At 64.2% G+C, this 19,422-nt stretch carries 18 protein-coding genes; 6 read left to right on the top strand and 12 right to left on the bottom strand.

Going from position 1 to position 19,422, the window contains the following annotated elements; all coding sequences use genetic code 11:
- Nucleotides 1–50 precede the first annotated feature (50 nt).
- A complete protein-coding gene (locus F7R26_RS02725) occupies nucleotides 51–881 on the top strand; it encodes a class II glutamine amidotransferase (protein ID WP_043343649.1) in 831 nt (276 codons plus the stop codon).
- Between the two features lie 94 nt (nucleotides 882–975).
- Here the strand turns inward: F7R26_RS02725 and F7R26_RS02720 are convergent, their stop codons facing one another.
- The 6 genes from F7R26_RS02720 to F7R26_RS02695 form a co-directional block, all read right to left on the bottom strand.
- On the bottom strand, nucleotides 976–1,710 hold the full coding sequence (locus tag F7R26_RS02720) for an amino acid ABC transporter ATP-binding protein (protein WP_150987966.1): 735 nt from the start codon (nucleotides 1,708–1,710) through the stop codon (nucleotides 976–978).
- A complete protein-coding gene (gltK, locus tag F7R26_RS02715; protein ID WP_150987963.1) occupies nucleotides 1,707–2,390 on the bottom strand; it encodes a glutamate/aspartate ABC transporter permease GltK in 684 nt (227 codons plus the stop codon). The genes F7R26_RS02720 and gltK overlap by 4 nt, the downstream gene beginning before the upstream one ends.
- 11 nt (nucleotides 2,391–2,401) lie before the next feature.
- Nucleotides 2,402–3,130, bottom strand: a complete 729-nt coding sequence (locus F7R26_RS02710) for an amino acid ABC transporter permease (RefSeq protein WP_150987960.1) — start codon at nucleotides 3,128–3,130, stop codon at nucleotides 2,402–2,404.
- A gap of 63 nt (nucleotides 3,131–3,193) precedes the next feature.
- Nucleotides 3,194–4,093 carry a glutamate/aspartate ABC transporter substrate-binding protein gene (locus F7R26_RS02705; protein ID WP_150987958.1) on the bottom strand — a complete coding sequence of 300 codons (900 nt, stop codon included), beginning with the start codon at nucleotides 4,091–4,093 and terminating at the stop codon, nucleotides 3,194–3,196.
- A gap of 366 nt (nucleotides 4,094–4,459) precedes the next feature.
- Entirely contained in the window at nucleotides 4,460–5,767 is a 1,308-nt protein-coding gene (locus tag F7R26_RS02700) for a Glu/Leu/Phe/Val family dehydrogenase (protein ID WP_150987955.1), read from the bottom strand.
- Between the two features lie 177 nt (nucleotides 5,768–5,944).
- Nucleotides 5,945–6,916 (bottom strand): LysR family transcriptional regulator, encoded by a 972-nt coding sequence (locus tag F7R26_RS02695; RefSeq protein ID WP_150987952.1) that lies wholly within the window; start codon nucleotides 6,914–6,916, stop codon nucleotides 5,945–5,947.
- A 174-nt stretch (nucleotides 6,917–7,090) separates the two neighbouring features.
- On the opposite strand from F7R26_RS02695, the gene F7R26_RS02690 reads away from it, so the two are divergent.
- Together F7R26_RS02690 and F7R26_RS02685 are read left to right on the top strand one after the other, a co-directional pair.
- The gene (locus F7R26_RS02690; RefSeq protein WP_150987949.1) at nucleotides 7,091–7,684 is read left to right on the top strand and encodes a cysteine dioxygenase family protein; all 594 of its coding nucleotides are present in this window, start codon (nucleotides 7,091–7,093) and stop codon (nucleotides 7,682–7,684) included.
- A 60-nt stretch (nucleotides 7,685–7,744) separates the two neighbouring features.
- Nucleotides 7,745–8,203, top strand: coding sequence for an Lrp/AsnC family transcriptional regulator (locus F7R26_RS02685; RefSeq protein WP_043343633.1), 459 nt, complete (start codon nucleotides 7,745–7,747; stop codon nucleotides 8,201–8,203).
- A 772-nt stretch (nucleotides 8,204–8,975) separates the two neighbouring features.
- Here F7R26_RS02685 and F7R26_RS02680 read toward each other — a convergent pair.
- The 4 genes from F7R26_RS02680 to F7R26_RS02665 form a co-directional block, all read right to left on the bottom strand.
- Nucleotides 8,976–9,761 carry an ABC transporter permease gene (locus F7R26_RS02680; protein WP_150987941.1) on the bottom strand — a complete coding sequence of 262 codons (786 nt, stop codon included), beginning with the start codon at nucleotides 9,759–9,761 and terminating at the stop codon, nucleotides 8,976–8,978.
- Nucleotides 9,762–9,763: 2 nt separating this feature from the next.
- A complete protein-coding gene (locus F7R26_RS02675) occupies nucleotides 9,764–10,627 on the bottom strand; it encodes an ABC transporter ATP-binding protein (protein WP_150987939.1) in 864 nt (287 codons plus the stop codon).
- A complete protein-coding gene (locus tag F7R26_RS02670; RefSeq protein WP_193692119.1) occupies nucleotides 10,624–11,757 on the bottom strand; it encodes an ABC transporter substrate-binding protein in 1,134 nt (377 codons plus the stop codon). The genes F7R26_RS02675 and F7R26_RS02670 overlap by 4 nt, the downstream gene beginning before the upstream one ends.
- 185 nt (nucleotides 11,758–11,942) lie before the next feature.
- Complete coding sequence (locus F7R26_RS02665; protein WP_150987937.1) at nucleotides 11,943–13,838, bottom strand: ABCB family ABC transporter ATP-binding protein/permease; 1,896 nt, start codon at nucleotides 13,836–13,838, stop codon at nucleotides 11,943–11,945.
- A 205-nt stretch (nucleotides 13,839–14,043) separates the two neighbouring features.
- On the opposite strand from F7R26_RS02665, the gene F7R26_RS02660 reads away from it, so the two are divergent.
- The 3 genes from F7R26_RS02660 (at nucleotide 14,044) to F7R26_RS02650 (ending at nucleotide 17,519) form a co-directional block, all read left to right on the top strand.
- Nucleotides 14,044–14,448 (top strand): acyl-CoA thioesterase, encoded by a 405-nt coding sequence (locus tag F7R26_RS02660; protein WP_150987934.1) that lies wholly within the window; start codon nucleotides 14,044–14,046, stop codon nucleotides 14,446–14,448.
- Nucleotides 14,449–14,610: 162 nt separating this feature from the next.
- Nucleotides 14,611–16,812 (top strand): TonB-dependent receptor, encoded by a 2,202-nt coding sequence (locus F7R26_RS02655; protein ID WP_150987931.1) that lies wholly within the window; start codon nucleotides 14,611–14,613, stop codon nucleotides 16,810–16,812.
- A gap of 23 nt (nucleotides 16,813–16,835) precedes the next feature.
- Nucleotides 16,836–17,519 (top strand): Fe2+-dependent dioxygenase, encoded by a 684-nt coding sequence (locus F7R26_RS02650; protein ID WP_150987928.1) that lies wholly within the window; start codon nucleotides 16,836–16,838, stop codon nucleotides 17,517–17,519.
- A gap of 85 nt (nucleotides 17,520–17,604) precedes the next feature.
- Here F7R26_RS02650 and F7R26_RS02645 read toward each other — a convergent pair whose 3' ends face one another.
- Together F7R26_RS02645 and F7R26_RS02640 are read right to left on the bottom strand one after the other, a co-directional pair.
- Nucleotides 17,605–18,381, bottom strand: a complete 777-nt coding sequence (locus F7R26_RS02645) for an enoyl-CoA hydratase (protein ID WP_150987926.1) — start codon at nucleotides 18,379–18,381, stop codon at nucleotides 17,605–17,607.
- Between the two features lie 54 nt (nucleotides 18,382–18,435).
- Nucleotides 18,436–19,392, bottom strand: coding sequence for a DegV family protein (locus tag F7R26_RS02640; RefSeq protein ID WP_150987923.1), 957 nt, complete (start codon nucleotides 19,390–19,392; stop codon nucleotides 18,436–18,438).
- Between the last annotated feature and the right edge of the window lie 30 nt (nucleotides 19,393–19,422).

The following is a 19,422-nucleotide window of genomic DNA, read 5'->3' as shown; positions in this document are numbered from 1 at the left end:
TGGAACATTCTATTGCAATCCGGCAGCCCGCTGCCGGTCCGGTGCCCGCCATGTGCCAGCTGCTCGGCATGAACTGCGCCACGCCGACCGACGTGACGTTCTCCTTTACCGGCTTCGCCGCCCGCGGCGGCGTCACGGATCACCATGCCGATGGCTTTGGCGTGGCGTTCTTCGAGGACAAGGCCTGCCGCCTGTTCATCGACAACCAGTCCGCCGGCACCTCGCCCGTGGCTGAGCTGGTCAAGCGCTACCCGATCAAGTCCAAGAACGTCATCTCCCATATCCGCAAGGCGACCCAGGGCACGGTGCGGCTGGAAAACTGCCATCCCTTCATGCGCGAGCTGTGGGGGCGGCACTGGATCTTCGCCCACAACGGCGACCTGAAGGACTTTTCGCCTTTCCTGTCGGGGGTCTACCAGCCGGTCGGCGACACCGATAGTGAACTCGCCTTCTGCACGCTGATGCAGGGGCTGCGCAAGCGCTTCCCCGGCTCGCAGCCGCCGCTCAACGAGCTGTGCCACGCGCTGGCGGACATCACGCGCGAGATCACGCAGCACGGCGTGTTCAACTACCTGCTGTCCAATGGCCAGGCCTTGTTCTCCCACTGCTCCACGCGCCTGTACTACATCGTGCGCCAGTGGCCCTTCTCCACCGCCCACCTGATCGATGCCGATCTGTCGATCGATTTCGCCCAGGTCACCACGCCCGACGACCGCGTGGCGGTGATCGCCACCGCGCCACTGACCGACAACGAAACCTGGACCGCCTTTGCGCCCGGCGAGCTGATGATGTTCGAGGAAGGCCGCTCGGTGATGACGCTGACCGTGCCGATCCCGCCGGAAGTCCAGGCCAAGAACGCGGCCAACAGCGCCTGCACCTGAACCATTGCGGGCAAGCCATGCAAAAAGGGACGCCGAGGCGTCCCTTTTTGCATCCTGCCTGCCGCCCATCCGCGCGGCGGGGCGGCGACCCGCATCAGTGATGCAGGATCTTCGACAGGAACTGCCTGGCCCGCTCGGAGCGCGCTTCGATATTGCCGAAGAACTCTTCCTTGGCGCAGTCCTCGACGATCTTGCCCTGGTCCATGAAGATCACGCGGTTGGCGACCTTGCGCGCGAAACCCATTTCGTGGGTCACGCACATCATGGTCATGCCTTCCTGCGCCAGCTGCACCATCACGTCCAGCACTTCGTTGACCATCTCCGGGTCCAGCGCGGAGGTCGGCTCGTCGAACAACATGCAGATCGGATCCATCGACAGCGCGCGGGCAATTGCCACGCGCTGCTGCTGGCCGCCCGACAGCTGGCCCGGGAACTTGGCTGCCTGGGCTTTGAGGCCCACGCGATCCAGGTACTTCAGGCCCTTCGCCGTCGCCTCTTCCTTCGAGCGGCCGAGCACCTTCATCTGCGCGATGGTCAGGTTCTCGGTGATCGACAGGTGGGGGAACAGCTCGAAGTTCTGGAACACCATGCCCACGCGCGAACGCAGCTTGGGCAGGTTGGTCTTGGGCGAGCCCACCGAGGTGCCGTCCACCGTGATGTCGCCCTTCTGGAAGGGCTCCAGCGCGTTGACAGTCTTGATCAGCGTCGACTTGCCCGAACCCGAGGGGCCGCACACCACCACAACTTCGCCCTTGGCGACCTTGGTGGTGCAATCGGTCAGCACCTGGAAGGCGCCATACCACTTGGAGACGTTATTGATTTCAATCATACGGCCACCTTTTTCTGGTAACGCTTGACCAGCAGCGATGCGGAGAAACAGATAATGAAATACACCAGCCCGGCGAACAGCAGCATCTCCACGATGCGGCCGTCACGCTCGCCGATACCGTAGGCCTGGCCAAAGAAGTCCGCCAGCGCGCTCACGTAGACCAGCGACGTATCCTGGAACAGGATGATGCCTTGCGTGAGCAGCAGCGGCACCATGTTGCGGAAGGCCTGCGGCAGGATCACCAGCCGCATCGCCTGCCCGTAGGTCATGCCCATGGCCTGCGCGGCGAACATCTGCCCGCGCGACACGCTCTGGATACCCGCGCGGATGATCTCCGAATAGTACGCCGCCTCGAACAAGGCAAAGGCAATCAGTGCCGAGGTCATGCGCAGGTCGGATGCCTGCGACAGGTTGAACGTCTTTTGCAGCAGCTGCGGGATGATCAGGAAGAACCACAACAGCACCATCACCAGCGGAATCGACCGGAAGATGGTGACGTAGCCCTGCGCGAACCAGTTCAGCAGCTTGACGGAGGACAGCCGCATCATCGCCAGGATGGTGCCCCAGACGATGCCGACCACCACCGCGGTGACGGTGATCTTGAGCGAGACCAGCATCCCCTCGCCCAGCACCTCCAGCGTGGTCGCGTTGATCGAGCTGAAATCGAATGTATATGCCATGACGTGTCCTCTTACTTGCCGCCGATGAAGCCGGGCACGCGGGTGCGGCCTTCGACCCAGCGCATGAGCAGCATGACCACGATATTGATCAGCGCGTACATGATGGTCACCGCAATGAAGGACTCATACGGGCGCGCCGTGTAGTCCACCAGTTGGCGCCCCTGCGCCGCCAGTTCCAGCAGCCCGATGGTCGACGCTACAGCAGAGTTCTTGAAGATGTTCAGGAACTCCGAGGTCAGCGGCGGCACGATGACGCGGAACGACATCGGCAACAGCACATAACGGTAAGTCTGGGCCAGCGTGAAACCCATCGCCAGGCCGGCGTTGCGCTGGCCGGGCGGCAGCGAGTTGATCCCGGAGCGCACCTGCTCGCAGACCCGGGCCGCGGTAAAGGTGCCCAGGCACAGCACGGCCGCCAGGAACTGCTGGGCAAACGGGTTCATCTGCTTGAACGACTCGCCGCCGGGCAACAGCTCGGGCATGACGAAATACCAGATGAACAACTGCACCAGCAGCGGAATATTGCGGAAGATCTCGACGTAGGTCGCGGCCACGCCGGACAGCCACTTGTTGGGCACCGTGCGCAGCACGCCGAGCACGGAGCCGATGATGAGGGCGATGATCCACGACGAGAGCCCGAGTGCAATGGTGACCTTCAGGCCGGAAATCATCCAGTCCAGGTAGGTCTCGTTCTGGGCCGCTTGTTCGAGGAATACACCCCAATGCCAGCTGTAGTTCATGATGTGTCCTCAAAAAGAAACGGAAGGACATGCCTTCCGTTTCACACAACCGGAATCCCAGTATCAGTCGAGTGCCTTGTCGTTCGGCGTCTTGAACAGTGCCTTCATGTCTTCCGACAGCGGGAAGTCCAGGTTCAGGCCCTTGGGCGGGACCGGCTGCTGGAACCACTTGGTGTACAGCGTGTTGATCGAGCCATCCTTCATCATGCCCGTGATCACGGTGTCCGACAGCTTCTTGAACTGTGCATCGTCCTTGCGGATCATGCAGCCATACGATTCGCGCGATTGCGGCTTGCCCACCACGATCCAGTCGGCCGGGTTCTTGGCCTTGGCGCGTTCGCCATACAGCAGTGCATCGTCCATCATGAAGGCCACGGCACGGCCCGATTCCAGCGTCAGGAACGACTGGCCATGGTCCTTGGTGCTGATGATGTTCATGCCCAGCTTCTGGTCATCGTTCATCTTGCGCAGCAGGCGTTCCGAGGTGGTGCCGGCAGTCGTCACCACGTTCTTGCCCTTGAGATCGGCCCAGTCCTTGATGCCGCCATCCTTCTTCACCATGATGCGGGTGCCGATGATGAAGATGCTGGTGGTAAACGATGCCTGCTTCTGGCGCTCGAGGTTGTTGGTGGTCGAGCCGCACTCGATGTCGATGGTGCCGTTCTGCAGGAGGGTGATGCGGTTCTGCGAGGTGATCGGGATTTCCTTGACCTGCAGGTTCGGCAGCTTCAGCTGATCCTTGATCGCTTCCACGATCTTGACATTGATGTCGTAGGAATAGCCGACCTGGCGCACGCCGCCGAGGTTGTAGTTGAACGGAATCGACGACTCACGAACGCCAAGCGTAATCACACCGGTGTCTTTGATCTTCTGCAGCGTGCCCGTCAGTTGCTCGGCAGCTTGCGCGGTACCGCATAGCACGCCAGCAGCAATCATCAGGGAAGCCAACTTGGCAACATTCATAACATCTCCTTGACCATGAAGAGAAAGGCGGGACTCTAACAAAAAACCACCCGCCGACGAAATAGTATTGCGCAGGCAAGCACTCAAGACAACGGGTTTTTCCCCTAACAGCGCCATCTAAGGCATGGTTTGCAAGGCAAACGAGGCATGCATCCACTGCCGTAAACCGTTGCGCCAGCGCGTCGGACCGCGCCTTGCGGCAACGCCTCGCCAGCACGGGAGCCCCCCTGGCGTGCGCGGGGCAGCGAGCGCATACGACAACGCGGCTGCCGGGAAGCCCGGCAGCCGCGTTACCAATCCTGGATAAGCTTGTTGCACCGCAGCATCGCCAGGTAGCGACGCTGCGGCGCCAAGCCGCGTCAGGCATCAGGGATAGAGACCACGCATTTCGCGCGCCTGAAGAATCCGCGTGCACGCCACGATGAAGGCGGCCGTGCGCAAGGTAACCTTGTTGTCCTGAGCGACCTGCCAGATCGCCCGGAATGCCTCTTGCATGATTCGTACCAGGCGCTGGTTGATTTCCTCTTCGGTCCAGAAGAAGCTGGAAAAGTCCTGTACCCATTCGAAATAGGAGACCGTAACGCCGCCAGCATTGGCGATAACGTCGGGCGCCACCAGGATATTGCGCTCGCGCAGGATGTCGTCGGCCTCGGGCGTGGTCGGGCCGTTCGCACCTTCGATGACCATGCGTGCCTTGATGTGGGGCGCGTTCTGGGCTGTGATCTGGCCTTCCAGCGCGGCCGGGATCAGGATTTCGCAATCCACCTGCCAGAATTGCTCGGCGGAGATGGTCTCGCCGTGGAAACCTTCGATGGTGCCGCTGTGCGAGGCATATTCCATCATGGCGGGCACATCCAGGCCGGCCGGGTTGTACAGCGCGGTGCGGTGGTCCTGCACCGCCACCACCTTGGCGCCAGCCTCATGGAACAGCTTGGCGGCCACGGCGCCGACATTGCCAAAGCCCTGCACGGCAATGCGTGCGCCCTTGATCTCAAGGCCGAGGTTGCGCGCCGCCTCGGAACCCACCACGAACACGCCGCGGCCGGTTGCCTCGCGGCGACCCAGCGAGCCGCCCAGCGAGATCGGCTTGCCGGTCACCACGCCGGTGGCGGTGCTGCCGGAATTCATCGAGTAGGTGTCCATCATCCATGCCATCACCTGTTCATTGGTGTTGACGTCGGGCGCCGGGATGTCCTTGTTGGGCCCGATGATGAAGTTGATTTCGCTGGTATAGCGGCGCGTGACGCGCTCCAGCTCCGAGCGCGAGAGCGTGCGCGGATCGACGCGGATACCGCCCTTGGCGCCGCCGTACGGCACGTTGACCGCGGCGTTCTTGACCGACATCCAGGCCGACAGGGCCATCACTTCCGACAAGGTCACGTCCTGGTGGAAGCGCACGCCGCCCTTGCCCGGGCCGCGCGACATGTTGTGCTGCACGCGATAGCCTTCGAAGTGGGCAATGGTGCCGTTATCCATCTCGATCGGCACGTCCACCACCAGCGCGCGCTTGGGGCGCTTCAGGGTCTCGACCCAGCGGGCCAGCGAGCCCAGGTAAGGCGTGACACGATCGACCTGCTGCAGGTAGATGCCCCAGGGCCCGAGCGCATCGGCGTTCAGGTAGGAAGGCAAGGTGTGGTTCTTGACGGCAGGATTGGACGGCGCTGCGGAAGACATCGTTTGGTTCCGGTATGAAGGTGCCGCCAGCTTAGGGGAGGCGGCCCCGCCGAAGCCAATGCCGTTTGATTATCCCGTTATGCATGCTTTGCATAACCTTTGACCAAGGGCCTATGGCGCCCCGTGCCGACCTTCCCGACAATGTGGCCGTGTACCCGGCGCGCCAGCTGCGCGCCTTCAGGGCTTCGGCAGTGCTGGCAACGCCTGCGCCGCCAGCGAAGACCACACGCGCTCCACCAGCTGGCGCTTGTTGCGAACCTGCGCACTGCGCCGCTCGTTGACGTGTTCGCCCGGCTTCTCCCGGTAAAGCCGGATTTCCATGTCGATCGACAACGGCGCGCCGCGCGCGGCCTCCGCGCGCACCAGCCGGTGCTGGACCAGTTCCTCGCGCACCGCGCTCTCCGGCAGGAAGGCCATGCCATGCCCGGACAGCGCCATCACCTTGAGCGCCTCGGCCATATCGGTCTCGTAGCATTTGTCGAGCTTGAGCGCGTCGGTGGTCTCCGACAGCAGCATGTCGACCATGCGGCCGAGGAAGGCATTGGGCGTATAGCTGAGGAAGGGCACCGGCTTCTTGTCCGTGCCCGGCAGCCGGTACAGCGGCTTGCCGGTAGCGTCCGGCACGCTGTATGGCGACAGCCGCTCGGTGCCCAGCACCATCATGTCGTAGTGCGCGGGATCGAGCTGGATAGCCTGGCGCGCATGGTGGTAGACCATCACCAGATCGCAGCCGCCATCGACCAGCGCCAGCACGGCATCATGCACGTTGAGCGCACGCAGCCGGCACGGCAGCGTGCCGATCTCGCGCTCCACCGCCTTGAGCCATTCGGGGAAAAACGTCAGCGACAGCGTGTGCGGCACCGCGAATTCCAGCACCTGGGCATTGGCCGAACGCTGCCCCCGCATCAGCGCGCGGGTCTCGCTGACCTGCGCCAGCATGGCCAGGGCCTGCTCGTAGAACACCTTGCCCGCCGGCGTCAGGCTGGTGGGATAGCTGGAGCGGTCAATCAGCTCCGTGCCCACCCAGGACTCCAGCGACTGGATCCGGCGCGAGAACGCGGGCTGCGTCACATGACGCTGCTCGGCCGAGCGCGAGAAGCTGTGCGTCTCGGCCAGGCTGACGAAGTCTTCAAGCCACTTGATTTCCATGAGGCGGCATTATCCACCGGCTTCCCGCAGTTTCGCCACCGCCAGGAATAATATTCTATATGGTTGAGTTTTATTGGAATGCGATTACACTTACACGCGAATTTGCACGACAAGACGCACGTGCTTGCTACGGGACGGACGCTATGATGGTCGCAAACCAACAAGGAGCCCTTCATGGCCACCCAGCAAGCCGTTACCGATATTGCCAGCCACGCACGCAGCGCCGGCGTCCTTGGCACCCTCGACACGGCCGACGGCCAGCCGGATCTCTTTGCCCCGCTGTCCGACGGCATGTCGACCGCCTTTGCCGCCAGCGCGCGCATGGTGGCGCAAGGCATCGAAGCCAGCCTGCCGGACGCCGCCACGCTGCTGGCGCTGCTGCCGGAGTCGCTGCGCGAAGGCTCGGCTGAGGGCTATGTGCGCCACCTGGTGCACGCCGATCCGCTGGCGCGCTTCTCCGCCATGCTGATCGTCTGGCGGCCGGGGCAGCACAGCCCGGTGCACGGACACCAGACCTGGTGCGCCTACCGGGTGCTGCGCGGCACGCTGCACGAGCGCCACTACCGCTGGGACGCGCAAGCGCGGCAGGCGCATCCGTGCGGCGAGATCACGCGCACGGTGGGCGATACCTTCAGCGTGCCGGCCGGGCTGCGCCATATCCATGCGCTCGGCAACGACAGCGACACGGTGGCCGTGTCGCTGCATATCTATGGGGTGGACCAGGAACACATCTGCAGCGGTGTGAACCTGCTGGTGGACGCGGCCTGAGCCTTGCGGGCGGCAGGCGGCCAGGCACCCGGACGACGCTGCGCGCCAACAGGATTTGCCATGGACCGATACGACCGCCAGATACTTGCCGCTCTCCAGGAAGACGCCACCGTGCCGGTGGCCGAGCTGGGCGAGCGGGTGGGCCTCACCTCCACGCCGTGCTGGAGGCGCGTGCAGAAGCTCGAGGAAAGCGGCGTGATACGCAAGCGCGTGGCGCTGCTGGACCCCGCGCTGCTGAATGTGGGCGTGACGGTATTCGTCTCGGTCCGCACCAGCCAGCACAGCGTCAAATGGCTCAAGACCTTTCATGACCTGGTCGCCTCGATCCCCGAGGTGACTGAGTTCTACCGCATGGCCGGGGATACCGATTACCTGCTGCGCGTGGTGGTGCCGGATATCGCTGCGTATGATCGGGTCTACAAGAAGCTGATCCAGGGGGCTGAGCTGGCGGATGTTAGTTCTAGTTTTGCCATGGAGCAGATCAAGTACACGACGGCTTTGCCTTTGGATTATGCGTGATTGGGGTTGGTCTGCTGTTTCTTTGAGCGGTGTTGGTTGTTGCACCCAACAGCCGTACGACATCCCCCTGCGGGGGCTGCCGGTCACTCTTCTTTGCGTCGGCAAAGAAGACTAACGAGAAGAAAGCCGACCCTGCCGGGGGCAGAGCAATCGCGGGTGCGAGGGACGCTGGTTTCGTCGTATGGCCTCAGTTCTGCGGGCATCTGCCGGTACCGGTTTGACCGGCCACGACGCTGCCGATTTCCGGGATGCGTGGTGCGGCCCCCGGTAGTGGAGTCTGTGCCCGTTCGCCAATCTGCCGTTACCGGCGCGCGCCATCACGACACATCGCCCGTCAATGGTTTCGTGGTGGGGCGGGCGCGGTGGTCAAGGCCTTGGGCTAATCAAGGCGGTGCCACCGCGCCCACGACGGAACCGGTGCGCCTGCAACTTCGTGGCCGGTTACTCCGCGAGCGACAGACGGCTTGAAGCAAGTGATATCGGCTACCGGGGGCCTCACCACGAATCCTGGAGGCTGGCAGATTCGTGGGCAGTCAAGCCGGTACCGGCAGATGCCCGCCAACACTCCGGGCCGTACGACGCAACCACAGCCCCACATAAGCCCGATTGCTCTGCCCCCGGCAGGGTCGGCTTTCTTCTCGTTAGTCTTCTTTGCCGACGCAAAGAAGAGTGACCGGCAGCCCCCGCAGGGGGATGTCGTACGGCTGTTGGGTGCAAAAACTATCACCGCTCAAAGAAACAGCCAAAGACGCAAGCCCCCCTTCATCCCCCCTCACCCCCGATGCGCCCACCCCGTCATCCGCCTCTCCACCACCGCAAAAAACTCATACATCACCATCGCCATTACGGCAATCACCACCAGCCCGGCAAACGCCAGCGGCATCTTCATCGCCGATCCGGCGGACACCAGCAGATAGCCGATGCCTTCATTGGCGGCACTCATCTCGGACACGGTAGTGCCGACGAAAGCCAGCGTGATCGCCACCTTGAGCGATGCAAAGAAGTAAGGCATCGACCGCGGCAGCCCGACCTTGAGCAACACATCGGTGCGCTTTGCACCAAGTACGCGCAGGACATCCTCCAGTTCGGGCTCCAGCGTAGCCAGCCCCGTAGCGATATTGACCATGATCGGGAAGAACGAGATCAGGAAGGCGGTCAGGATCGCCGGGCCGGCGCCCAGGCCGAACCACACCACCAGGATCGGCACGAAGGCTGCCTTCGGCAACGCATTGAACGCCGTCATCAGCGGATACCCGGCGGCGTACGCCAGCTTGGACGAGCCCATCAGCAAACCCAGCACCACGCCCACGATGATGGCGAGGCCAAAGCCGACCATGGTGGTCCAGAAGGTACGCCAGGCGTGGCCGGCAATCACATCCCAGTATTCGAACAGCGACGTGACGATCGCACTGGGGCTGGGCAGGATGAAGTCCGACACATTGAACACAAGGCACGCGCCCTGCCACAGCAGCAGGAACGTGCCCAGCAACAGCCACGGCGCCACGCGCTGCACACGGCGTTGCTGAGCCGCGCTCATCGAGGAAGAAAAAGTGCTCATGGTCAGTGCTGCCGTACGTGGCCGATCTTCTCGCGCAGCGAATGCACGAGGTCGGCAAAGGGTTCGGTATAGGTCAGGTCGAGGTCGCGCGGACGCGGCAGGTCGATCTCCTTGCGCGTGAGGATGCGCCCCGGGCGCTGGCTCATCACGTAGACGGTGTCGGCCAGGAACACGGCCTCGCGCAGGTCGTGGGTGACCAGGATCACGTTGAAGCGCTGGGCCTGCCACAGGTCGCGCAGCACGCACCACAGCTCCTCGCGGGTAAAGGCATCGAGCGCGCCGAAGGGCTCGTCGAGCAGCAGCATGCGCGGCTCGTGGATCAGCGCGCGGCAGATCGAGGCACGCTGCTGCATGCCGCCGGAGAGCTGCCACGGGTACTTGTCCTCGTAGCCGGCCAGGCCCACGGTGCGCAGCAGCTCGCGTGCGCGCGCCGTGTACTCATCCCGCTTCTGGCGCAGCGTGGAGCGGTAGGGCTCGACGATCTCCAGTGGCAACATGACGTTCTGCAACGTGGTGCGCCAGGGCAGCAGCGTCGGCGCCTGGAAGGCCATGCCAACCATCTTGAGCGGGCCAGCGACCTTCTCGCCGGCGATCTTGACCACGCCGCGCGTGGCCGGCTTGAGCCCGGTCGCCAGCTTCATGAAGGTGGACTTGCCGCAGCCGGATGGCCCGACGATGGCGATGAACTCGCCCGGCTCGACCTGCAGCGAGATGTCCTCGATGGCGAACTCACCCTGGCGGGCGAGCTCGTCGTTATAGGCGAGCCAGACCCGGTTGAACTCGACGAAGGGTTGCGCCGCCGGCTCGCCCGGCAGGTCAGGAGGGAGCGCTGCCCCTGTGCGCAGTGAGGTAGTGCCCACCGTCATCGCAGCACATCCAGTTCGGCTGCGGACGGCAGGTAGGCGTCGGTCCACAGGTTGTCGGGGTTGATGCGGCCCTTGGTGCCGAAGGCGTCAGCCACTTGCGAAGCCATCAGCGACAGGCGCGGCTTGTTGACGCGGCCAAAGCCCTCGGCGCGCGCGTCGGGCGATTTGACCACGCTGTCCAGCGCCAACTTCAGGCGCTTGGTCTCGAGCTTCTCGTCGATGATGCCGTCGCGCGCCTTGACCGCCTTGATGCCCTCTTCCGGCTTGGCGATCACGTCCTTGGCCGATTTGGCGAAGGCACGCAGGAAGGCCTTGACCGCCTCCGGGTTCTTCTTGAGGAAGTCTTCCGAGGCGATCACGGCGTTGCCGTACAGCTTCACGCCGTATTGCGGGTAAGGCAGCACCACGATGTCCTCATCCTTCACGCCGCGCGCATTCAGGTTGAGGATGGAGGTGAAGGAGAAGCCCGTGATGGCGTCGAGGTCGCCGCGCGTGAGCATGGTCTCGCGCAGGGTCGGGTCCATCGCCTGCCAGTTGAAGCTCGATGCCTGCAGGCCGTTGGCCTTGGCGAAGATCGGGAAGGCGCGGCGGCCGGCGTCGAATACCGGTGCGCCGAGCTTCTTGCCGGCCAGGTCGTGCGGGGTCTTGATGCCGGACTTCTTCAGCGCGAGCACGGCGGCGGGGGTGTTGTTGTAGACCATCATCACGGCCACCGGCTTGTTCTTGGCATCCGGGTTGTTGCCGTAGAACTCCATCACCGAGGCCAGGTCGGCAAAGCCCATGTCGTAGGTGCCGGAGGCCACGCGGTTGACCACGTTGCCCGATCCGTTGCCGGCGTCGATCGACACATCGAGCTTCTCGGCCTTGTAGTAGCCCTTCTGCTCGCCCAGCAGGAACAGCGCCGACGGGCCTTCGAAGCGCCAGTCGAGCTGGAAGCGGACCTTGGTCTGGGCGTGTGCCTCGCCGGCAAATTGTGTCGACAGCACCAGGGCGGTGCCCAGCGCCATGCCAAGCTGCAGCCAGCGGCGGCGCGCGGTGGATGCGGCAGCGCCAAACGCGGCGTGGGCGGGCTCGGCGCCGGCGTGAGCGGCAGTGGCCTCGAACGGGGTGGCGGCACGGAATAGCGGCATTGAACTCTCTCCAGTTAGTCGTCTTCCTGGATAGTTCGTCTGCAAGGCGCGTGCCATGCAAACACGCACCACGATGGGGCGGATACGCCACCTATTGTCGAACCAAATTCGTGCAACCGGATGTTTCGGGACGGTTTGCCGCAATGGATTGTTGACAATCCATTGCGGTCCCGGCGATTGCCGTGTCAGGCGTCCTGGGTTGCGTCGCCAGCTTCGATGGCCAGCGCGGCATCTTCCACGGGGGCCTCGCTCTGTGCCGCGCTGCGCGCCTGGATGTGCCACATCTCGGCGTAGCGGCCGTCGAGCCGCATCAGTTCGGCATGGGTGCCGCGCTCGATGATGCGGCCGCGGTCCATCACCAGGATCTGGTCGGCATGCACCACCGTCGAGAGCCGGTGCGCGATCAGCAGCGTGGTGCGGTTCTGCGCCAGCCGCATCAGCTCGGCCTGGATGGCCTGCTCGGTACGGGAGTCCAGCGCCGAGGTGGCTTCATCGAAGACCAGGATCGGCGGGTTCTTCAGCAGCGTGCGGGCAATGGCGACGCGCTGCTTCTCCCCGCCCGACAGCTTGAGGCCGCGCTCGCCCACCGGCGTGTCGTAGCCCTGCGGCAGCTCGCGGATAAAGCCGTCGATCTGGGCCGCGCGCGCGGCCTCGATGACTTCGTCGCGGCTGGCGTCGGGGCGGCCATAGGCGATGTTGTAGTAGATGCTGTCGTTGAACAGCACAGTGTCCTGCGGCACGATGCCGATGGCGCGGCGCAGGCTGTCCTGCGTGATCGTGCGGATATCCTGGCCGTCGATCTCGATGCCGCCGCTGCTCACGTCATAGAAGCGGAACAAGAGCCGCGCCAGCGTGGACTTGCCCGAACCGCTGTGGCCTACCACTGCGGTAGTGGTACCGGCGGCGATGGCGAAGTCCACGTCGTCCAGGATCACGCGGTTGCTCTCGTAGCCAAAGCCGACATGGTTGAAACGCACCGCCGCGCCCTGCACGCGCAGGGCCGCGGCGTCCGGCGCGTCGGCGACCTCGCGGTTGGTGCCCAGCAGCACGAACATGCGGTCCATGTCAGTGGTGGCCTGCTTGATCTCGCGATAGATCACGCCGAGGAAGTTCAGCGGAATGTACAGCTGGATCATCAGCGTGTTGACCAGCACCAGGTCGCCCAGCGTGAGCTTGCCCGCCGCCACGCCCACGGTGGCGCGCCACAGGATCAGGATCAGGCCGGTGGCGATGATGGCCTGCTGGCCGAAATTGAGGAACGACAGTGAATTTTGCGAGCGGATCGCCGCGGTGCGGTACTTGCGCAGGTTCTCGTCATAGCGGCCGGCCTCGTACTCCTCGTTGCCGAAGTACTTGACGGTCTCGAAGTTGAGCAGGGAATCGATCGCCTTCTGGTTGGCGCGCGAATCCAGCTCGTTCATCTTGCGCCGGAAGTGCGTGCGCCACTCGGTCACCACGATGGTGAACACGATGTAGCTCAGCAGCGCGCAGCCCGTGATGGCGGCGAACCAGATGTCGTAGTGCAGGATGAAGAAGCCCATCACCAGCCCCATCTCGACCAGGGTCGGCAGGATGCTGTAGAGCGAGTAGGAGATCAGCGACTGGATGCCGCGCGTGCCACGCTCGATATCGCGGCTCATGCCGCCGGTCTGGCGGTCCAGGTGAAAGCGCAGCGACAGCGCGTGGAGGTGGCGAAACACCTGCAGCGCGATCTCGCGCACCGCGCTCTGCGTGACCTTGGAGAACAGGATCTCGCGCAACTCGGTAAACAGCGTGCCGGACAAGCGCAGTATCCCGTAGGCGACGATCAGCCCCACCGGCACCACCAGCAGCGCGCTCGCGCTGCCGGCGGGAACATTCATGTTGTCCACCAGCTTCTTCATCAGGACCGGCACGCCCAGGTTGGCCACCTTGGCCGCCACCAGGCACACCAGCGCCAGGATCACTCGCCACTTGTAATGCCAGACATAGGGCAACAGGTTGCGCACGGTCTGCCAATCGCTGCGGGGAACGTTGGATTTGCCGAAGAGGGAGGAAGGCTGGGCGGGGGACGGCTCGGCCGACGTAGAGTAGCGTCGCATACGTTAGAATTCGGGCGAATATGCGATTGTGGCAGAGATCGACATAATTAGCCGGCGCCACGCCGCTTATCCCCGTCACGGAACCGCCTCGACGCCCGGACCGCACGGCGGCAAGGTCACTCCGGCATGCGCACCGGCGCGCCGGCACCCCGCCGCAGCCTTGCTACCCCGCCCCAACCCTATCCAGCCTCATCAAGCAGCCATCATGAATCAACCCAACGTCCTCCCCTGCCTGCCCCCTGGCAAGAATCCCGCACTGCGCGTGGTCCCCATGCCGGCGGATGCCAATGTGCATGGCGACGTCTTCGGAGGCTGGATCATGGCCCAGGTGGACATCGCCGGATCGATTCCGGCGGTAGAGCGCGCCCAAGGCCGCGTGGCCACCGTGGCGGTGAACTCCTTCCTGTTCAAGCATCCGGTCTTTGTCGGCGACCTGGTGAGTTTCTACGCCGATATCGAGAAGACGGGCCGCACCTCGATCACCGTATCGGTGGAGGTCTATGCACAACGCATGCGCCACAGCAACGAGATCGTCAAGGTAACCGAAGCCACCCTGACCTATGTGGCGACGGACGACACAAGGCAACCGCGGGTGTTGCCAGCGATATAAGCGGCCGCCTGAAGCCGGCTCCCCTGTCAGGCATTCCCGGCAGGGCGCCGGCGTGAGAAGAATCGGAAATTTCCGCACACACATGCAGCCGTTTCCGATTGTTTCGGCTCGCCTCACACCCTTAAATGAGAATGATTATCATTTTTATTTAAGGAGAGTTGCATGCGTTCGTACATCAGGTCTGCCGCGCTGCCGCCACGGCGCCCTCTCGCTTCCGTCGTCCTGGCCGCGGCCTGCACCACACCAGTCCTGGCAGACGATCTGCAACGGCAAGGCAAACCCATCGAACTGGCGCCAGTCACGGTCACGGGAACGCAAGCACCCAGCGCCAAGGTTGAAGCCTCCGGCTCGGCCAAATACGCGGCACCGCTGCTCGATACGCCCCAGACCATCACGGTGGTGCCGCAGCACGTGCTGGAGGAGCAGAGCGCCCTGAGCTTGCGGCAAGCGCTTTCCAACGTTTCGGGCATCACCTTCAACGCCGGCGAGGGCGGCGGCGGCTCCGGCGACAGCATCAATATCCGCGGCTTCAGCGCCAACGCGAACATGCAGATCGACGGTTTGCGCGACAGCGGGCAGAACAACCGTTCCGACCTCTTCAACCTCGAAGCGGTCGAGGTGATCAAGGGGCCCAATTCGGTCTTCGGCGGCGCCGGTACCACCGGCGGCAGCATCAACATGATCAGCAAGCAACCCAAGGCGGACAGGTTCACGCACGTCGGCGGCGGGCTCGGCACGGCCAGCTTCCACCGCCTGACCCTGGATACCAACCAGCCGCTGCCGTGGGACGGGCCCGCAGCAGTCGTCCGCCTGAACCTGATGGCGCACGAAAACAACGTGCCGGGGCGCGAAGTCCTCGAACGCCGCCGCTGGGGCATCGCGCCGTCGATCACCTTCGGCATGCAATCGCCGACACGCCTCACGCTGAGCTATTTCCACCAGAGCGACGACAACCTGCCCGACTACGGCGTGCCGGCGCTGAACGGCCAGCCGCTCGCGGGCGTCAGCCGCCACGGCTACTTCGGCTGGCGCAACGTGGACCGGGAGAACATCACCACCGACGCAGCCACCGTCAGGTTCGAACACGAATTCAACGACAGCCTCAAGCTGCAGAACCTGACCCGCTATGCGCACCTGCACCGCGACACCGTGATCTCGGCCTCGCACGTGAAGCAGGCAGGGCTGCCGCCGGGCCGCTACCTGCCGGCAGGACCCCAGGGCTATGGCCGCGACGCGGCCACCGAGCTGTGGATCAACCAGACCAACCTGACCAGCCGCTTCGCCACCCTGGGACTGGGGCACACCCTGGTCAGTGGCTTCGAGATCTCGCGCGAGACTTACGACCGGACCACCTATTCCTACAATCTCGCCAATTACTATCCCGCCAACGGATTCGATCTCTCCAGCCCGCCCGGCTACTGGAGCGCGCCCACCGACCGGCTCGACAGCGCGCGCAACAAGACGTGGCTGGACGTCAAGGCGCTGTACGCGCTTGACACCATCGCCCTGGACAAGCACTGGGACCTGAACCTCGGTCTGCGCTACGACTGGATCGATGGCAGTGCCGAGAGCACGCCGCTGGGCAAGGCGACCGACCGCGCGGACAGCACCACCAACCAGCTCAGCAGCCGGGCGGGCCTGGTGTTCAAACCCACGGACAATGGCAGGATCTATTTCGCCTACGGCACCTCCTTCAACCCGTCCGCCGAGTTCCTGGTCAGTACCGGCTCGGGCGTGAACAAGGCCACGGGGGGACTGGCGCCCGAGAAAAACAAAACCTATGAGCTCGGCAGCAAATGGGAGTTCAGCGAGCGGCGCCTGGGGCTGAACGCGGCGCTGTTCCAGGTCGACAAGGACAACACGCGCGAACGCCTCTCCGATGGCAGCTATGCGCTGGCCGGCGAGCAGCGCGTGCGCGGCGTCGAGCTGGGCGCGGCTGGCAAGGTGACGCCGAACTGGGACGTTTTCGCCAACTACACTTACCTGAACAGCAAGACACACAAGTCACTGTCGCTGCCCGAGCGCGAAGGCAAGGCGCTGGCCAACACACCGGCGCACTCCTTCAGCCTGTGGACCACCTACCAGTTGCCGGCAGGCTGGACGCTGGGCTACGGCGCGCGCTTTATCGGCAGGCGCAATGTGACATCGGTGGGAGACGGCACGCTTGGTGCCTACCTGGTGCACAACGCCATGCTCGGCTATGCACCGAACAAGAGTCTCAAGTTCCAGCTCAACATCGACAACCTGTTCAACAAGGCCTATGTGGAACGGGTGCGCCAGACGCTTGGCAGCGCATCGCGCTCGTCCGCGATCGAATATGGCGATGGCCGGTTCGCGGTGCTGTCGGTCGTCTACGCCTTCTAACGCGACGCGCCGGGGTCAGCCAAATGATGATTCACATACCCGGCGTTCTGACGCCGGAACAGGTGCGGGAAAGCGTAAGCCTGCTGGCGCAGGCCAACTGGGCCGACGGCAAGGCGACCGCAGGATTCCAGTCCTCCCTCGCCAAGGACAATCTGCAATTGCCGCACGACTCGCCGCAGGGCAAGCACATCGCCGCGATGGTCGAGCAGGCCTTGCGGCGCCATCCCCTGTTCTTCTCGGCGGCGCTGCCGGCCAGGATCTACCCCAAGATGTTCAACGCCTATGCGGGCGGACAATCCTTCGGCACGCATGTGGACAATGCCATCCGCTACCTTCCGGACGGCTCGGACTGTATCCGCACGGACATCTCGGCCACACTCTTCCTGTGCGGTCCCGACGACTACGACGGCGGCGAACTGATCGTCGAAGATACCTATGGGACGCACTCGGTCAAGCTTCCCGCCGGCGACATGATCCTGTATCCGGCTTCCAGCCTGCACCGTGTCAGCCCGGTGACCCGCGGCACGCGGCTATGCGCGTTCTTCTGGATCCAGAGCCTGCTGCGGGACGCTCGCCAGCGCGGCCTCCTGTTCGACCTGGACACCGCCATCCAGGAAATCGGGCATGCACTTGGCCATGGACATGCCACCGTGGTGCGCCTCACCGGCGTCTACCACAATCTGCTGCGCGAATGGGCGACGCCCTAACCCTGGCCTCGGCCTTGATGCCGCACAAATCGCGGCAGCGGCGGGGGCGGCCCATCCGCCGTATCGGCCAGGGACGCCCGCAGGCTCAACTGAAGCGCGAGAAGTCCGGGCGGCGCTTCTCGAAGAACGCCTTGAACGCCTCCTTGGCTTCCGGCGCCTGCAGCATGCGCCGGAACACTTCGCCCTCCTCCGCCATCTTTGCCTGCACGGCCGCCTTGTCGCCGCCCTTCATCAGGCGCTTGGTTTCCCTCAGCGACGAGGCCGGCAGCGCGGCTAGCTTGCGCGCCTGCTGGTGCACGAACTCGTTGAGCTCCGCCACCGGCAGCACGCGCGTGGCCAGGCCAATCTGTAGCGCTTCCTGCGCGCTGAACGGCTCACCCAGCATCAGTTTCTCGGCAGCGCGCTGGTGGCCCAGCAGGCGCGGCAACAGCATGCTCGATGCCGCCTCCGGGCACAGGCCCAGTTGCACGAACGGCAGCGACAGCTTGGCCGTCTCGGAGACATAGACCAGGTCGCAATGCAGCAGCATGGTGGTGCCCACGCCCACCGCCGGGCCGCTTACCGCAGCCACCAGCGGCTTGCTGGCCTGGCTGATCTGCTGCAGGAACTGGAATACCGGCGCCGGCTGGTCACCCTCGCCCGCGGTCGGCGGACGCTGCATGAAGTCTTCCAGGTCATTGCCCGCGGTGAACACTTCCGGCTTGCCGCGGATCACGATCACGCGCACGGCAGGGTCGGCATCGGCCGCGCGCAGCGCATCGGCCATGGCCTGGTACATCGCCGCCGTGATGGCGTTCTTCTTGTCGAGGCGATCGAACTCAAGGGTCAGGATGCCTTGCTCGATGGTGGTCAGGATGCTCATGAAATCGTCTTCTCCTTACTGCTTGGTTGACTTGTGCGCCGTGCCGAAAGCCGTTCATTCGAACGCCGGCGGATTCTCGCAAAGATAGCTCATCCCGAACGCCTTTGCGCCGACGTTGAGCGCCACCGTCAAGCTCATCGGCGCCAGCATCAGGGCCACGTCATGCTGCTGCGCGGTGCGTGCGAGCGACTGATAGGCAGGCAACGCTTGAATCGCCCCGGGCGGCCCGGCATAGCTCAGTGCGACCGCAGGACTCAGCAAGCGGCCGCTGCGAATGCACTGCTCCGCATGCGCCATCACACGGCGCATGCCTTCATCCGCGCCGCGCGCCTTGGCCACCGGCTCGGTCTGGCCGCGATGCATATGCACGACGGGGCGGATATTGAACGCGCTGCCGAGCATGTAGCGGCCCCAGGTGATGCTGTTCTCGCCCTTGTGCCTGGCCCGCGTGTACATGTAGAGCAACTCGTCAGGCACCAGGAACATATGCGCGGCGTCACGCAGGCGTGTCTCCACGGCCTGCACCACCGTTTGCGCGTTGGCGCCGCCGCCCAGCAGGCGCGCTGCCTCGCGCACGATCAGCGCCTGGCCCGGGCCGATCGCGCCGGTATCGATCACCGTCAGCTCGAACAACCCCGTGCGCCCCGCATCCTTGCGTGCCTTGAAGCTCTTGGCCACGGTGCCAACCACAGCGCCCGTGGCATGCGCATACAGCTTGCTGCGGCTGCTGGCGATGGTGAGCAGCAGCGCGCGGTCGCACGAGGTCACCACATGCTTGAGCAGATGATCTTCGATCTCACGTTCGAGCAAGGGAACGGATTCGGCGTAGTGGTCCTGCTTGCCGACCAGATACTGCTCGTACAGCGACGGCAAGGCTGGCTCGTCACGCACGTCGGCCACAAAGCGGTCGCCCGCGCGAATGCGGAACGGCACCGTGCGCACGCCGAGTTCGGCCATCAGCGCGCGCGGCATATCGCACGCGGCGTCGGCCAGGATAAGTGTCTCCTGCATCTTGTTGTTTCCTCCCGGTCAGGTGAGCCG

Source organism: Cupriavidus basilensis (genome assembly GCF_008801925.2).
In the GTDB taxonomy this organism is placed as follows: Bacteria; Pseudomonadota; Gammaproteobacteria; order Burkholderiales; family Burkholderiaceae; genus Cupriavidus; species Cupriavidus basilensis.
Note: the sequence above shows the minus strand (reverse complement) of the source record. Positions and strands in the feature narration are given on the sequence as shown.

Bases quoted from the DNA above. Each gene is read 5' to 3' on its own strand.
- F7R26_RS02670 (WP_193692119.1), bottom strand. From the start codon at position 11,757: ATGCCGCTATTCCGTGCCGCCACCCCGTTCGAGGCCACTGCCGCTCAC.
- F7R26_RS02705 (WP_150987958.1), bottom strand. From the start codon at position 4,093: ATGAATGTTGCCAAGTTGGCTTCCCTGATGATTGCTGCTGGCGTGCTA.
- F7R26_RS02650 (WP_150987928.1), top strand. From the start codon at position 16,836: ATGATGATTCACATACCCGGCGTTCTGACGCCGGAACAGGTGCGGGAA.
- F7R26_RS02725 (WP_043343649.1), top strand. From the start codon at position 51: ATGTGCCAGCTGCTCGGCATGAACTGCGCCACGCCGACCGACGTGACG.
- F7R26_RS02655 (WP_150987931.1), top strand. From the start codon at position 14,611: ATGCGTTCGTACATCAGGTCTGCCGCGCTGCCGCCACGGCGCCCTCTC.
- F7R26_RS02640 (WP_150987923.1), bottom strand. From the start codon at position 19,392: ATGCAGGAGACACTTATCCTGGCCGACGCCGCGTGCGATATGCCGCGC.
- F7R26_RS02695 (WP_150987952.1), bottom strand. From the start codon at position 6,916: ATGGAAATCAAGTGGCTTGAAGACTTCGTCAGCCTGGCCGAGACGCAC.
- F7R26_RS02690 (WP_150987949.1), top strand. From the start codon at position 7,091: ATGGCCACCCAGCAAGCCGTTACCGATATTGCCAGCCACGCACGCAGC.
- F7R26_RS02685 (WP_043343633.1), top strand. From the start codon at position 7,745: ATGGACCGATACGACCGCCAGATACTTGCCGCTCTCCAGGAAGACGCC.
- F7R26_RS02680 (WP_150987941.1), bottom strand. From the start codon at position 9,761: ATGAGCACTTTTTCTTCCTCGATGAGCGCGGCTCAGCAACGCCGTGTG.
- F7R26_RS02675 (WP_150987939.1), bottom strand. From the start codon at position 10,627: ATGACGGTGGGCACTACCTCACTGCGCACAGGGGCAGCGCTCCCTCCT.
- F7R26_RS02710 (WP_150987960.1), bottom strand. From the start codon at position 3,130: ATGAACTACAGCTGGCATTGGGGTGTATTCCTCGAACAAGCGGCCCAG.
- F7R26_RS02645 (WP_150987926.1), bottom strand. From the start codon at position 18,381: ATGAGCATCCTGACCACCATCGAGCAAGGCATCCTGACCCTTGAGTTC.
- gltK (WP_150987963.1), bottom strand. From the start codon at position 2,390: ATGGCATATACATTCGATTTCAGCTCGATCAACGCGACCACGCTGGAG.
- F7R26_RS02720 (WP_150987966.1), bottom strand. From the start codon at position 1,710: ATGATTGAAATCAATAACGTCTCCAAGTGGTATGGCGCCTTCCAGGTG.
- F7R26_RS02660 (WP_150987934.1), top strand. From the start codon at position 14,044: ATGAATCAACCCAACGTCCTCCCCTGCCTGCCCCCTGGCAAGAATCCC.
- F7R26_RS02700 (WP_150987955.1), bottom strand. From the start codon at position 5,767: ATGTCTTCCGCAGCGCCGTCCAATCCTGCCGTCAAGAACCACACCTTG.
- F7R26_RS02665 (WP_150987937.1), bottom strand. From the start codon at position 13,838: ATGCGACGCTACTCTACGTCGGCCGAGCCGTCCCCCGCCCAGCCTTCC.